Annotated in this window: 11 protein-coding genes and 2 pseudogenes; 5 read left to right on the top strand and 8 right to left on the bottom strand. The window is 59.8% G+C overall.

Annotated elements, in window-relative coordinates; all coding sequences use genetic code 11:
• Window positions 1-193: 193 nt before the first annotated feature.
• Both PPUTUW4_RS27025 and PPUTUW4_RS27020 read right to left on the bottom strand, forming a co-directional pair.
• Window positions 194-1,183 (bottom strand): annotated as a pseudogene (locus PPUTUW4_RS27025) (IS110 family transposase); the annotation flags it as partial.
• 125 nt (window positions 1,184-1,308) lie between these two features.
• Complete coding sequence (locus tag PPUTUW4_RS27020) at window positions 1,309-2,088, bottom strand: exodeoxyribonuclease III (protein ID WP_003176915.1); 780 nt, start codon at window positions 2,086-2,088, stop codon at window positions 1,309-1,311.
• Between the two features lie 80 nt (window positions 2,089-2,168).
• Here PPUTUW4_RS27020 and pyrE point away from each other — a divergent pair, with 80 nt between their 5' ends.
• Complete coding sequence (pyrE, locus tag PPUTUW4_RS27015) at window positions 2,169-2,813, top strand: orotate phosphoribosyltransferase (RefSeq protein ID WP_007975175.1); 645 nt, start codon at window positions 2,169-2,171, stop codon at window positions 2,811-2,813.
• 179 nt (window positions 2,814-2,992) lie between these two features.
• Here pyrE and argB read toward each other — a convergent pair whose 3' ends face one another.
• The 4 genes and pseudogenes from argB to coaBC form a co-directional block, all read right to left on the bottom strand.
• Complete coding sequence (argB, locus tag PPUTUW4_RS27010) at window positions 2,993-3,898, bottom strand: acetylglutamate kinase (protein WP_015097366.1); 906 nt, start codon at window positions 3,896-3,898, stop codon at window positions 2,993-2,995.
• Window positions 3,899-3,915: 17 nt separating this feature from the next.
• Window positions 3,916-5,319: pseudogene (locus PPUTUW4_RS27005) on the bottom strand (phosphomannomutase/phosphoglucomutase); the annotation flags it as partial.
• Window positions 5,320-5,552: 233 nt separating this feature from the next.
• The gene (gene dut / locus PPUTUW4_RS27000; protein ID WP_007975171.1) at window positions 5,553-6,008 is read right to left on the bottom strand and encodes a dUTP diphosphatase; all 456 of its coding nucleotides are present in this window, start codon (window positions 6,006-6,008) and stop codon (window positions 5,553-5,555) included.
• 5 nt (window positions 6,009-6,013) lie between these two features.
• Window positions 6,014-7,222, bottom strand: coding sequence for a bifunctional phosphopantothenoylcysteine decarboxylase/phosphopantothenate--cysteine ligase CoaBC (coaBC, locus tag PPUTUW4_RS26995; RefSeq protein ID WP_015097364.1), 1,209 nt, complete (start codon window positions 7,220-7,222; stop codon window positions 6,014-6,016).
• 135 nt (window positions 7,223-7,357) lie between these two features.
• Between coaBC and radC the strand changes: the two genes are divergently transcribed.
• Complete coding sequence (radC, locus tag PPUTUW4_RS26990; protein WP_015097363.1) at window positions 7,358-8,032, top strand: DNA repair protein RadC; 675 nt, start codon at window positions 7,358-7,360, stop codon at window positions 8,030-8,032.
• Window positions 8,033-8,158: 126 nt separating this feature from the next.
• On the opposite strand, the gene PPUTUW4_RS26985 is transcribed toward radC, so the two are convergent.
• Window positions 8,159-9,745: an ABC transporter substrate-binding protein gene (locus tag PPUTUW4_RS26985; RefSeq protein ID WP_015097362.1), complete on the bottom strand. Its 1,587-nt coding sequence runs from the start codon at window positions 9,743-9,745 to the stop codon at window positions 8,159-8,161.
• Window positions 9,746-10,191: 446 nt separating this feature from the next.
• Between PPUTUW4_RS26985 and rpmB the strand changes: the two genes are divergently transcribed.
• Together rpmB and rpmG are read left to right on the top strand one after the other, a co-directional pair.
• Window positions 10,192-10,425, top strand: a complete 234-nt coding sequence (gene rpmB / locus PPUTUW4_RS26980; RefSeq protein WP_007975166.1) for a 50S ribosomal protein L28 — start codon at window positions 10,192-10,194, stop codon at window positions 10,423-10,425.
• 11 nt (window positions 10,426-10,436) lie between these two features.
• A complete protein-coding gene (gene rpmG / locus PPUTUW4_RS26975) occupies window positions 10,437-10,592 on the top strand; it encodes a 50S ribosomal protein L33 (protein WP_003177274.1) in 156 nt (51 codons plus the stop codon).
• Window positions 10,593-10,779: 187 nt separating this feature from the next.
• Here the strand turns inward: rpmG and PPUTUW4_RS26970 are convergent, their stop codons facing one another.
• A complete protein-coding gene (locus PPUTUW4_RS26970; protein ID WP_015097361.1) occupies window positions 10,780-11,142 on the bottom strand; it encodes a cupin domain-containing protein in 363 nt (120 codons plus the stop codon).
• Between the two features lie 235 nt (window positions 11,143-11,377).
• Here PPUTUW4_RS26970 and PPUTUW4_RS26965 point away from each other — a divergent pair, with 235 nt between their 5' ends.
• Window positions 11,378-12,871 (top strand): aldehyde dehydrogenase, encoded by a 1,494-nt coding sequence (locus PPUTUW4_RS26965; protein ID WP_015097360.1) that lies wholly within the window; start codon window positions 11,378-11,380, stop codon window positions 12,869-12,871.
• Window positions 12,872-12,980: the final 109 nt, after the last annotated feature.

Genomic DNA, 12,980 nt, shown 5'->3' with positions numbered 1-12,980 from the left:
TAACAACGCTCGGCCCTCGATGAGTAGCCGCTCCCGACTGTCCTGAAAAAACCGTCAGCCTCTAAAGCTGATTTTTGTGCCAGGTTCTCAGTCGGGCCATATGCCGTTTACTGTCATCAGTCAGTGACGTCGCAAAAGCCGGTGGTAAAGCTGTAGGTTCAAACGTTCGGATCGTGGGGCGTACGTGGCCGCCTTTGGCCAGTACCGCCCACACGATTCGCGCCAGTTTGTTCGCCAGCGCGCAGGCGACAACATTGGCGTGTCGACGCGTTAGCAGTTCTCGAACCCAAGGCCCAAGGGCATCTTCCCGCTTATCGATATGCTGCATGAGGGCCCGCGCGCCCTGCACCAGCAGTTGGCGTATGTGCTTGTCGCCACGTTTGCTGATCCCCTGCAGCACCGTCTTGCCACCCGTTGAGTACTGTTTCGGCACCAGCCCTAGTGAAGCGGCAAAATCACGACCACTTCGATAGTTCGACGCATCGCCCACATCGGCCAATACCGCGCTGGCGGTGATGGGACCAATACCTGGAATACTCTGCAGACGACTCCCGGCATCATCTTCTTTCAACTGCTGTTTCAGGTCGGACTCGATGTCCTTGATTTCATCATTGAGCTGTTGAATTTGACGATGAAGACGCATCACCACACCCTTCAGGCGTACTGGAACGGGGTGTTGTGGATCGTCCAGCAGCGCTGGCACGCGGTGCAACGCAGTGACTCCAATAGGCAGGCTGATCCCGAACTCCAGCAGAAAGCCATGAATCTGGTTGGTCGCCACTGTGCGATGGCCAATCAATGATTCACGGACCCGATGCAGGGCTGAAAGCGTTTGCTGCTCTGCGGTTTTGATCGAGCAGAAGCGCATGGCGGGGCGGCTCGCCGCCTCGCAAATCGCTTCGGCATCAATGAAGTCGTTTTTGTTGCCTTTGACGAATGGTTTGACGTACTGCGGGGCGATCAGCTTCACCTCGTGGCCCAACGCACCGATCTGTCGAGCCAGCCAGTGGGCGCCGCCGCACGACTCCATCACCACCGTGCAGGCCGGTAGCTGGGCCAATGTACTGAGCAATTGGCCGCGGTTGGTTTTTTTGCGCAAGACCTGGTGGCCTTTAGAGTCCTGGCCATGCAAGTGGAAACTGTGTTTGCCGATGTCGATACCGAGAAGCGTCATCGTGTTCATGAGAGATCCTCCGGCCGAAAACGAGAAAAGCCCTGCAAGCGTAAACCTGCAGGGCTTCTCGGTCAGGCTGACCATCTCATTAAGCCGACATTGCTGTCGGCTTTTTTGTATCTGCAAAACGACGCTCAGATGGTCAGCGTCCAGTCGTAGTCCACGATCAGCGGCGCGTGTTGCGAGAACCGCGGCTGGCGTGGCAAGCGTGCGCTGCGTACGAAGCGGCGCAGGCCCGGGGTCAGCAGTTGATAGTCGAAGCGCCAACCAAGGTTGAGCATCTCCGCCTGTTCGTTATCCGGCCACCAGCTGTACTGGTCGCCTTCCCGGCTGACTTCGCGCAGGGCGTCGACATAGCCCATGTTGCCGACAATCTCGTCCATCCAGGCGCGTTCAGGCGCCAGGAAACCCGGAGATTGCTGGCTATCGCGCCAGTTCTTGATATCCAGCTTCTGTTGCGCCACGTACAGCGAGCCACAATAGATGTACTCGCGACGTTTGCGCCGCTGTTTATCCAGATAACGGGCGAAGTCGTCCATTAGCTTGAACTTCTGGTTCAAGTCTTCATCGCCGTTCTGCCCCGAAGGGAGCAGCAAGGTCGCGATGCTGACCTTGTCGAAATCGGCTTGCAGGTAGCGCCCGTAGCGGTCGGCCGTCTCGAAACCGAGACCGCTGATGACAGCCTTCGGTTGCAGCCGCGAATACAAAGCCACGCCACCTTGGGCGGGGACTTCGGCATCGCAGGCATAAAGGAAGTATCCATCCAGTTGGAAGGCTGGATCGTCCAGTTCAAAGGCGGAGGCGCGGGTGTCCTGCAGGCAGATGACGTCGGCATTCTGTGCCTGCAGCCAACTGAGCAAACCACGCTCGACTGCAGCCTGAATACCATTGACGTTCACACTGATGATCCGCATAAATGGCCCCAAAAATCGCGTGCGTGTATGATACACGGCGTCAAGCTAATTAGCTAAATCCGTGGTATTTGGGGTTTTTCATGCAAGCGTATCAGCGCGATTTCATCCGTTTTGCCATCGATCGCGGCGTTTTGCGCTTCGGTGAGTTCACCCTGAAGTCCGGGCGCACCAGTCCTTACTTCTTCAATGCGGGGCTCTTCAACTCGGGTTCGGCCCTGGCGCAGCTGGGTCGTTTCTACGCCGCTGCCATTGCCGAAAGCGGCATTGCGTTCGACGTACTGTTTGGCCCCGCCTACAAGGGCATCCCGTTGGCGGCGACTACTGCCGTGGCCCTGGCCGAGCATCACAACCGTGACCTGCCATGGTGCTTCAACCGCAAGGAAGCCAAGGCCCACGGCGAAGGCGGCAGCCTGGTGGGCGCACCTTTGACCGGCGAAGTGCTGATCATCGACGACGTGATCACCGCCGGTACAGCCATCCGTGAAGTGATGCAGATCATCGCCTCCCAGGACGGCGCCAAGGCCGCCGGCGTGCTGATTGCCCTGAATCGCCAGGAGCGCGGCAATGGCGAGTTGTCGGCGATCCAGGAAGTCGAGCGTGACTTCGGCATCCCGGTCATCAGCATCGTTTCGCTGAACCAGGTGCTGGAATTCCTGGCGGATGATCCGCAGCTCAAGCAGCACTTGCCAGCAGTGGAAGCCTACCGCGCCCAGTTCGGCGTTTAACCGCAATTCCCTTGTAGGAGCGAGCTTGCTCGCGATGCGCGTCAGAGCGCCGCTTTTCGCCGGGCACCCTGCGTTATCGTTGACGTTTTTCGCGAGCAAGCTCGCTCCTACAGGAAATGCGGCAAAAAAAGACCCCGCTCAGCCAGGCTGAGCGGGGTCTTTTGTTTGCGGGCTATCGCTTAAGGACGCTTGCGATTGCTGATCAAGGTGCCCACGCCGGTATCGGTGAAGATTTCCAGCAGGATCGCGTTCGGCACGCGGCCGTCGATGATCAGCGAGCTGCCCACGCCGCCTTGGACCGCTTCCAGTGCGCAACGGATCTTCGGCAGCATGCCGCCGTAGATGGTGCCGTCGGCGATCAGTTCGTCGACCTGTTGAGTCGTCAGACCGGTCAGGACCTTGCCCGACTTGTCCATCAGGCCGGCGATGTTGGTCAGCAGCATCAGCTTCTCGGCCTTCAACGCCTCGGCGACTTTACCGGCCACCAGGTCGGCGTTGATGTTGTACGACTCACCGTTGGCGCCGACGCCGATTGGCGCGATAACCGGGATGAAATCGCCTTTGACCAGCAGGTTCAGCAAATCGGTATTGATCCCGACCACTTCGCCCACATGGCCGATGTCGATGATTTCCGGGGTGGTCATCTCCGGAGTCTGGCGGGTGACGGTGAGCTTCTTCGCACGAATCAGCTCGGCGTCTTTACCGGTCAGGCCGATGGCGCTGCCACCGTGGCGGTTGATCAGGTTGACGATGTCCTTGTTGACCTGGCCGCCGAGGACCATTTCCACCACGTCCATGGTCGCGGCGTCGGTGACGCGCATGCCGTCGACGAAATGACTCTCGATCGACAGGCGCTTGAGCAGGTCACCGATTTGCGGGCCGCCGCCGTGAACCACCACCGGGTTGATGCCCACGGCCTTCATCAGCACGATGTCGCGGGCGAAGCCGGTTTTCAGCTCCTCGCTTTCCATCGCGTTGCCGCCGTATTTGATCACCAGTGTCTTGCCGACGTATCGGCGGATATAAGGCAACGCTTCGGACAGGACCTTGGCGGTGTTGGCGGCGGCTTCGCGTTCGAGGGTCATTCAGGGCTCCGGGTGAATCAGAACGGTAGTTGGAGATCAGGTGCAACGCGCTTCAACTGGACTTTGAAAACGTCCTTGATGCGCTGCAATTCAGCCTCGTCATCGGCCTCGAAACGCAGCACCAGCACCGGTGTGGTGTTGGATGCGCGTACCAGGCCCCAGCCTTTGGCGTAGTCGACTCGCACGCCGTCAATGGTGGTCAGGTCGGCGCCTGCGCCCCACTGTGCGTCGTGCAGTGCATCAATGATGCTGAATTTGCTCTCTTCGGTCACATGGATATTGATCTCCGGCGTAGAAATATCGTTCGGGAAGGTCGAAAACAGCTCTTCGGCCGAGGATTTTTCCTTGCTGAGGATCTCCAGCAACCGCGCGGCGCTGTAAATGCCGTCGTCGAAACCGAACCAGCGCTCCTTGAAGAAGATGTGCCCGCTCATTTCGCCGGCCAGCAAGGCGCCGGATTGTTTCATTTTCTTTTTGATCAACGAGTGACCGGTCTTCCACATTAACGACCGGCCGCCGTATTCCTTGATCAGCGGGATCAGGCGTCGGGTGCATTTGACGTCGAAAATGATCTCGGCGCCCGGGTTACGCGCTACGACGTCGCGGGCGAACAGCATCAGCAGGCGGTCCGGATAGACGATACTGCCGGTGTTGGTCACCACGCCGACGCGGTCTCCGTCGCCGTCGAAGGCCAGGCCGATGTCAGCGTTGGTTTCCTTGACCTTGGCGATCAGGTCGACGAGGTTTTCAGGCTTGCCCGGGTCCGGGTGGTGGTTCGGGAAGTTGCCGTCGACTTCGCAGAACAGCGGGATGACTTCGCAGTTCAGCGCTTCGATCAGCTGCGGGGCAATCACGCCGGCCGCGCCGTTGCCGCAATCGACGACCACTTTCAGGCGACGGGCCAGCTTGATGTCCTGGACGATTTCGGTGGTGTAGCGGTCGAGGATTTCGACCTGGGTGATGCTGCCCTGGCCGCTGCTCAGGTTGTTGGTCTTGAGGCGGTCGTGCAGGGCCTGGATCTGTTCGTTGGCCAGTGTGTCGCCGGCAATGACGATCTTGAAGCCGTTGTAGTTCGACGGGTTGTGGCTGCCGGTGAGCATCACACCGGATTTGCCGGCCAGCACGTTGGCGGCGTAGTACAGCGCCGGCGTCGGGACCAGGCCGACATCGCTGACGTGGCAGCCGCTGTCGGCGATGCCTTTGATCAATTGCGCGACCAGCTCCGGGCCGGACAAGCGACCGTCGCGACCGACGGACACATTTGGCTCGCCCTGGGCCAGGCTTTGGGAGCCGACGGCGCGGCCAATCCAGTAAGCGGTCTCGGCGTTCAGGAATTCCGGGACGGTGCCGCGGATGTCGTAGGCGCGGAAGATGCTGTCAGGGAACTTGGGTGCAATTTTGGCCGGGGTGTTCATCTGTGGAAGTGCTCCATCTCGAAAGTGGCTGGACAGGCCGCCGAGTCATTCGGCGACAGGTTCAATCTGAAGGGTATGACGGCGTTTTCCACAGAGAGTTCGTGGTGTGAAAGGGCCATGACGCCCCTGACGGCAAGGGTTTGGCCGGGCAATGCCTTGATTTTCGGTGCTAAACGTTACAGATGACAATTTGAATTTAGTGGCGAGAGAGCTTGCTCCCTCGCCACGATGGATCTCTATCAACGGGTACCGGTATGGCCGAAACCGCCAGTGCCGCGCTCGGTTTCAACAAACTCTTCAACCATCTCGAAGTGAGCCTGTACCACCGGCACCAGCACCAGCTGCGCCAGGCGCTCGCCGACCGGCATGGTGAATTCGGTCTGGCCACGGTTCCAGCAGGAGACCATCAGCGGGCCCTGGTAATCGGAGTCGATCAGGCCGACCAGATTGCCCAGCACGATGCCGTGCTTATGGCCCATCCCCGAGCGCGGCAGAATCAGCGCCGCCAGGTTCGGGTCGCCGATATAGACCGACAGGCCGGTAGGGATCAGCACGGTTTCACCCGGCTTGATCACAGTGTCCTGCTCCAGCATGGCCCGCAGGTCGAGGCCGGCGGAGCCCGGTGTGGCGTATTGCGGCAGCGGGAATTCGGTACCGATGCGGGGGTCGAGGATCTTGGCTTGCAAAGCGTGCATGTAAATTAAACCTGGTTCAGACGTTCGGCGATAAAGGTGATCAGCTGGCGAGCAATCTTGCTCTTGCTGGTCTGGGCGAAAAGAGTGGCGTGAAGCTCGCGATCGATGACGCTGCAGGCGTTTTCTTCGCTGTTGAAGCCAATGCTCGGGTTGGCGACGTCGTTGGCGACGATCAAATCGAGGTTCTTGTCTTTCAACTTGCGCGCAGCGTAATCGAGCAGGTGTTCGGTCTCGGCGGCGAAACCGACACTGAACGGGCGGTCGGGGCGAGTGGCGATGGTGGCCAGGATGTCCGGATTACGCACCATTTGTAGCAACAAGCCGTCGCCGTTCGTAGGATCTTTCTTGAGTTTCTGTGGGGCGACGACTTCGGGGCGGTAGTCCGCGACGGCTGCCGAAGCGATGAACAGGTCGCAAGGGATGGCTGCTTCGCAGGCGGCGAGCATGTCGCGGGCACTGACCACGTCGATGCGAGTGGCGCGATCCGGGGTCGGCAGATGCACGGGGCCGGTGATCAGGGTCACGCGGGCACCGGCTTCCACGGCGGCTTCGGCCAGGGCGAAGCCCATTTTCCCGGAGCTGTGGTTGGTGATGTAGCGCACCGGGTCGATGTTTTCCTGAGTCGGGCCGGCTGTGATCAGCACGTGTTTGCCGGTCAGGGCCTGACGCTGGAAGCAGTCTGCCGCGCACTGGGCCAGCTCAAGGGCTTCGAGCATGCGCCCCAGGCCGACGTCGCCGCAGGCCTGGCTGCCGGAGGCTGGGCCGAAGACCTTGATGTCGCGGCTTTCGAGGGTTTGCAGGTTGGCCTGGGTCGCCGGATCGCGCCACATGGCCTGGTTCATGGCCGGGGCAACGGCGACCACCGCGTCGGTGGCCAGCACCAGCGTGGTCAGCAGGTCATCGGCAATGCCCTGGGCCAGGCGGGCAATCAGATCCGCCGTGGCGGGGGCGATCAGCACCAGGTCGGCCCATTTCGCCAGTTCGATGTGGCCCATGGCTGCTTCGGCCGCCGGGTCCAGCAGGTCCAGGTGGACCGGGTGCCCGGACAGGGCCTGCATGGTCAGCGGGGTGATGAACTCTGCGCCGCCACGGGTCATGACCACGCGCACTTCGGCGCCCTGGTCGATCAGGCGGCGAACCAGGTCGGCGCTCTTGTAGGCAGCGATACCGCCGCCGACGCCCAGAACAATGCGTTTCCGATACAGCCGCTGCATAGGCCTGCCTTTCAATTCGTTGGTGACATACGTGGCGAAACCCCCTCCCCAGGGTGAATTCGCCCGCAAAAAAGATGGGCTACGATATCACAGCGACCGCTACGGAACAGCGGCGCCCATAGACAGGGAGGTGTTATGAGTATTCGCGATTGGCCGGCGGCAGAGCGGCCGCGGGAGAGGCTGCTTGAACAGGGCTCGGGAAGCCTTTCGGACGCCGAATTGCTGGCGATATTTTTACGGACAGGCGTGGTCGGTAAAAGCGCCGTGGATTTGGCCCGACACCTGTTGAATCAGTTTGGCAGCCTGCGTTTGCTGCTTGAGGCCGATCAGGAAACGTTCAGCAAGGAGTTGGGGCTGGGGCCGGCGAAATTTGCACAGTTGCAGGCTGCGCAAGAAATGAGCAGGCGCCATCTGGCCGAGCGTGCGCGCCAGAAACCGGCACTTGAGAGCCCGCAGGCGGTTCGCGAGTACCTGAAATCAATGCTGCGCCATGAGCCACACGAGGTGTTTGGTTGCCTGTTTCTCGATTCCAGGCATCAGGTACTGGCGTTTGAGACGCTGTTTCGCGGCTCCATTGACAACACCAGCGTTCATCCGCGAGAGGTGGTCAAGCGTGCCTTGGCCAACAACGCAGCGGCATTGATCCTCTGCCACAACCATCCATCGGGCAACAGTGACCCCAGTCAGTCCGACCGGGTGCTGACCAAGCGTCTGCAAAAGGCGCTGGAGTTGATTGATGTGCGGGTGCTCGACCATTTCATCATTGGCGATGGCGATCCGCTGTCGATGGCTGAGTATGGGTGGATGTAGGGCGTAGCCCCCTGTAGGAGCGAGCTTGCTCGCGATAAACCCGAGAACGCTGCGGGGTGTCTGGCTTCCCGCGTTATCGTTGACGACCATCGCGAGCAAGCTCGCTCCTACAGGCTCCTATGTCGATTATTTGAGATTGACCTTGGAGTAATCCTGCCGCCCGAACGGGCTGACCGAATACCCCTCGACATCCTTGCGCGTCAGCGCGAAGGCCGTCGGGTGGGCCAGGGGCAACCACAGCGCCTGTTGCTGGATCTGCGTCTGCGCCTGTTCGTAGAGCTTGGTGCGCACGCCTTGCTCGCCGGTGGTCTTGCCGGCGCTGATCAGCTTGTCCAGGTCCGCATTGCAGTAGCGGGCGAAGTTGGTGCCGGACTTGATCGCGGCACAGGAAAACTGCGGCGTGAGGAAGTTGTCCGGATCGCCGTTGTCACCGGCCCAACCCATGAACAGCAAGTCGTGTTCACCGGCCTTGGCGCGGCGGATCAGCTCGCCCCATTCGATCACCCGGATTTCGGCCTGAATGCCGATTTCCGCCAGATCGGATTGCAGCAGTTGAGCGCCGAGGCTCGGGTTGGGGTTCAGGAGGCTGCCGGAAGGGCGGGTCCAGATGGTGGTCCGGAAGCCTTCCTTGAGCCCGGCCTTGGCCATCAGCGCTTTGGCCTTCTCGACGTCATGCGGATACCCCGGAAGGCTTTTCGCATAGCTCCAGGTGTTCGGCGGGTACGGACCATTGGCCGCTTCGGCGGTGTCTTCGAACACGGCTTTGATGTAGTTGGCCTTGTCGAAGGCAAGGTTGATGGCCTGACGCACTTCTGGCTTGTCCAGCGGTGGATGCTGGCTGTTGATGCCGACGAATGCGGTCATGAACGCGTCAGTCTTTTCGACTTTCAGGGTCGGCTCTTTCAGCGCTTCCTGTACGTCCAGAGGCTTGGGCGACAGGGCGATCTGGCATTCATTGCGACGCAATTTCTGCAAGCGGACGTTGGCGTCCGGTGTGATGGCAAAGATCAGCGGATCGACAGAGGGTTTGCCGGCGAAGTAGTCGGGGTTGGCTTTATAGCGAACCGAAGCATCCTTCTGGAAGCGCGTGAATACGAACGGACCCGTGCCGATCGGCTGGCTGTTGAGTTTTTCAGGCGTGCCGACCTTCATCAGCTTGTCCGCGTACTCGGCCGAATAGATCGAGGCGAACCCCATGCTCAGGGTCGCCAGGAAGGTCGAATCCGCGTGGTCGAGGGTGAAGCGCACGGTCTGCGGGTCGAGGGCGTCGATTTTCTTGATCAGCGCCGGCAACTGCATCGATTGCGCATGCGGGAAGCCGCTCTGGGCGACTTTGTGCCACGCATTGGCCGGGTCGAGCATGCGGTCGAAGCTGAAAATCACGTCCTCGGCATTCAGGTCGCGCGTTGGGGTGAAGTATTCGGTGCGATGGAATTTTACCTGCGGGTGCAACTTGAAGACGTAGATCAGGCCGTCGGGGCTGACTTCCCAGCTGTCGGCGAGACTGGCGACCACTTTGCCACTGGCCGTGTCGAATTCCACCAGGCGGTTCATCAGCACGTCGGCCGAGGCGTTGGTGGTGGTCAACGAGTTGTACTGCACCACATCGAACCCTTCAGGGCTGGCCTCGGTGCAGACGCTCAGGGCGGCGGCAAAGGCTTGTGGACTCAGCAGAAGCGGGGCGAGCAACAGCGGTAGGGCAGCGAGGCGCATGGTCGGCTTCCTTTACAGATCGAAGGCCCATCTGCAAGTGCAGTCTGGAAAAGACTTACCCTAGTGGGCTCTTTTGCAAATGACTATCCCCTTTTTCATTTTGAGAGGACTATAGGCGACTGATTTTGCTGTGCAGCGGTTGAGAAACCCCCTTGGTTGGCCCAATGCCCGATTCTCTGCGACGAGCGGTCGCCATCGACGATAGCCTTTGTCCAAAGCGCTCGGAGCCCGGAAAACGGGGTTTTTGTGAATTCAACGCACACTGAATGTTGTTGCTCTCAAGTCTTTCTGGTATAAAGCAGCGCTCTTTTCTAGGGGCCCGGTTCCTTCACTGTAGGTGTAGCCGGTAAGACCTCTAAAGAAACGCGGCGCCTGGCGCCAAATGACTGAGAGATTAAGCGGCCAACCCATGCCGGGTTGGGCATGTGGTTTTAGAGGGCTGAGGCATGTCTAGAGTATGTCAAGTTACCGGTAAGGGTCCGGTAACCGGGAATAACATTTCCCACGCAAACAACAAAACCCGTCGTCGTTTCCTGCCGAACCTGCAGCATCACCGCTTCTGGGTTGAAGAAGAGAAACGTTTTGTGCGTCTGCGCGTATCTGCCAAAGGCATGCGTATCATCGACAAGCGTGGCATCACTGTCGTGCTGGCCGAACTTCGCCGCGATGGCAAGGTTTAAGGGAGCTAATCATGCGTGAATTGATTCGTTTGATTTCGAGCGCCGGTACTGGTCACTTCTACACTACCGACAAGAACAAGCGTACTACCCCGGACAAAATCGAGATCAAGAAATATGATCCGGTTGTTCGCAAGCACGTGATCTACAAAGAAGGCAAAATCAAGTAATTGATTTTTCTCTCTTACGAAAAAGGCCCGTATCGCGAGATGCGGGCCTTTTTTGTTGTCTAATGGTTATGCGCTGCCTGTCAGGGCCTCATCGCGAGCAGGCTCGCTCCCACAGGTTTGTGGTCACCACAGATCCCTGTGGGAGCGAGCTTGCTCGCGATAGCGTCGGCCCGGACAGCGATATTCTTCAGGCCTTCTGTTCAAACGCCACGTAGATCTTGCGGCACGCCTCCAGCACCTCCCAGGTACCGCGAAAACCCGCCGGGATCACGAAGCGATCGCCTGCACGCAGGGTCTTGGCATTGCCGTCGCTGTCACGCAGCACCGAAACCCCTTGCAGGATCTCGCAGTACTCGTGCTCGGTGAAATTCACCGTCCACTGTCCGACTTCACCTTCCCACACGCCAGCATTCAACTGACCACAAGGACTGTTGTAGTGGTTGTACACCGCTTGTTCCGGGTCGCCCTTGAGCACTTTGGCCGGATCCGGGCGGTAACGCTCGGCGGCGGTGGTGGCCTGGCTGAAGTCGACGACGTTCTGGATGTTCATTGTTGTTATCTCCCCGTGATTGCGGCGCGGTTGCTTGATGTGCCCAAAGTCTATGTTTATTAAAATGAACATCGCAAGGCCGTTTGCCGGCGTTATGTCAAATATATTGAAACTTCATGTGCGGCTGGTTTAGGGTGGTGGATGCCTTGGGCCGAAAAGCAGGCTGGCCGGGCAGAATTCCTGACAGCGCCCGCGAAGAACGCGGGTGTCGTATCAATAAGAGGAGGACACTCGCATGACCACCCTGACCCGTGCCGACTGGGAACAACGTGCCCGCGATCTGAAAATCGAAGGCCGCGCCTATATCAATGGCGAATACACCGACGCCGTTTCCGCCGAGACCTTCGAGTGCATCAGCCCGGTCGATGGCCGTCTGCTGGGCAGGATTGCCAGCTGTGACGCCGCCGATGCCCAGCGCGCCGTGGAAAACGCCCGCGCCACGTTCAATTCCGGTGTTTGGTCGCGCCTGGCGCCGACCAAGCGCAAAGCCACCATGATCCGTTTCGCCGGCCTGCTCAAACAGCACGCCGAAGAGCTGGCGCTGCTTGAAACCCTGGACATGGGCAAGCCAATCAGCGACTCCCTGTACATCGACGTCCCTGGCGCGGCGCAAGCCCTGAGCTGGAGCGGCGAAGCCATCGACAAGATCTACGACGAAGTAGCCGCCACCCCGCATGATCAGTTGGGTCTGGTAACTCGTGAGCCGGTCGGTGTGGTCGGGGCCATCGTGCCGTGGAACTTCCCGCTGATGATGGCGTGCTGGAAACTGGGTCCGGCGCTGTCCACCGGTAACTCGGTGATCCTCAAGCCGTCGGAAAAATCGCCACTGACTGCCATCCGCATCGCAGCTCTGGCTGTCGAAGCCGGCATTCCGAAAGGCGTGCTGAACGTACTGCCAGGTTACGGCCACACCGTCGGCAAGGCTCTGGCACTGCATAACGACGTCGACACCCTGGTGTTCACCGGCTCTACCAAAATCGCCAAGCAACTGCTGATCTACTCCGGCGAGTCGAACATGAAGCGCGTCTGGCTCGAAGCCGGCGGCAAGAGCCCGAACATCGTCTTCGCCGATGCGCCGAACCTGCAGGAAGCTGCCGAAGCCGCTGCTGGCGCAATCGCCTTCAACCAGGGCGAAGTCTGCACCGCCGGTTCGCGTCTGCTGGTGGAGCGTTCGATCAAGGATAAATTCCTGCCGCTGGTGATCGAGGCGCTGAAAACCTGGAAGCCGGGCAACCCGCTGGATCCGGCGACCAATGTTGGCGCGCTGGTCGATACCCAGCAGATGAACACCGTGCTGTCCTACATCGAGTCCGGCCATGCCGACGGCGCCAAACTGGTGGCCGGTGGCAAGCGTACCCTCCAGGAAACTGGCGGCACTTACGTTGAGCCGACGATTTTCGACGGCGTGAGCAATGCGATGAAAATAGCTCAGGAAGAAATTTTCGGCCCGGTACTGTCGGTTATCGCATTCGACAACGCCGAAGAGGCCATCGCGATCGCCAACGACACGCCGTACGGTCTGGCCGCTGCGGTCTGGACAGCCGACATTTCCAAGGCTCACCTCACCGCCCGCGCACTGCGTGCCGGTAGCGTGTGGGTCAACCAGTACGATGGCGGCGACATGACCGCTCCGTTCGGTGGCTTCAAGCAGTCCGGCAACGGTCGCGACAAGTCCCTGCACGCGTTCGACAAGTACACCGAGCTGAAGGCGACCTGGATCAAGCTGTAAGTCTTTAAGGGAGGCCTGTTGTAGAACCGGCCTCCCGAAACGACGCAGATCCCTTGTGGGAGCGAGCCTGCTCGCGATAACGGTGTGACAGTCGACGAAAATGTTGAAT

The organism is Pseudomonas sp. UW4 (genome assembly GCF_000316175.1).
Classification (GTDB): domain Bacteria; phylum Pseudomonadota; class Gammaproteobacteria; order Pseudomonadales; family Pseudomonadaceae; genus Aquipseudomonas; species Aquipseudomonas laurylsulfatiphila.
Note: the sequence above shows the minus strand (reverse complement) of the source record. Positions and strands in the feature narration are given on the sequence as shown.

Excerpts from the sequence above, each read along its gene's own strand:
- PPUTUW4_RS27020 (WP_003176915.1), bottom strand. The coding sequence starts at position 2,088 with ATGCGGATCATCAGTGTGAACGTCAATGGTATTCAGGCTGCAGTCGAG.
- pyrE (WP_007975175.1), top strand. The coding sequence starts at position 2,169 with ATGCAAGCGTATCAGCGCGATTTCATCCGTTTTGCCATCGATCGCGGC.
- argB (WP_015097366.1), bottom strand. The coding sequence starts at position 3,898 with ATGACCCTCGAACGCGAAGCCGCCGCCAACACCGCCAAGGTCCTGTCC.
- dut (WP_007975171.1), bottom strand. The coding sequence starts at position 6,008 with ATGCACGCTTTGCAAGCCAAGATCCTCGACCCCCGCATCGGTACCGAA.
- coaBC (WP_015097364.1), bottom strand. The coding sequence starts at position 7,222 with ATGCAGCGGCTGTATCGGAAACGCATTGTTCTGGGCGTCGGCGGCGGT.
- radC (WP_015097363.1), top strand. The coding sequence starts at position 7,358 with ATGAGTATTCGCGATTGGCCGGCGGCAGAGCGGCCGCGGGAGAGGCTG.
- PPUTUW4_RS26985 (WP_015097362.1), bottom strand. The coding sequence starts at position 9,745 with ATGCGCCTCGCTGCCCTACCGCTGTTGCTCGCCCCGCTTCTGCTGAGT.
- rpmB (WP_007975166.1), top strand. The coding sequence starts at position 10,192 with ATGTCTAGAGTATGTCAAGTTACCGGTAAGGGTCCGGTAACCGGGAAT.
- rpmG (WP_003177274.1), top strand. The coding sequence starts at position 10,437 with ATGCGTGAATTGATTCGTTTGATTTCGAGCGCCGGTACTGGTCACTTC.
- PPUTUW4_RS26970 (WP_015097361.1), bottom strand. The coding sequence starts at position 11,142 with ATGAACATCCAGAACGTCGTCGACTTCAGCCAGGCCACCACCGCCGCC.
- PPUTUW4_RS26965 (WP_015097360.1), top strand. The coding sequence starts at position 11,378 with ATGACCACCCTGACCCGTGCCGACTGGGAACAACGTGCCCGCGATCTG.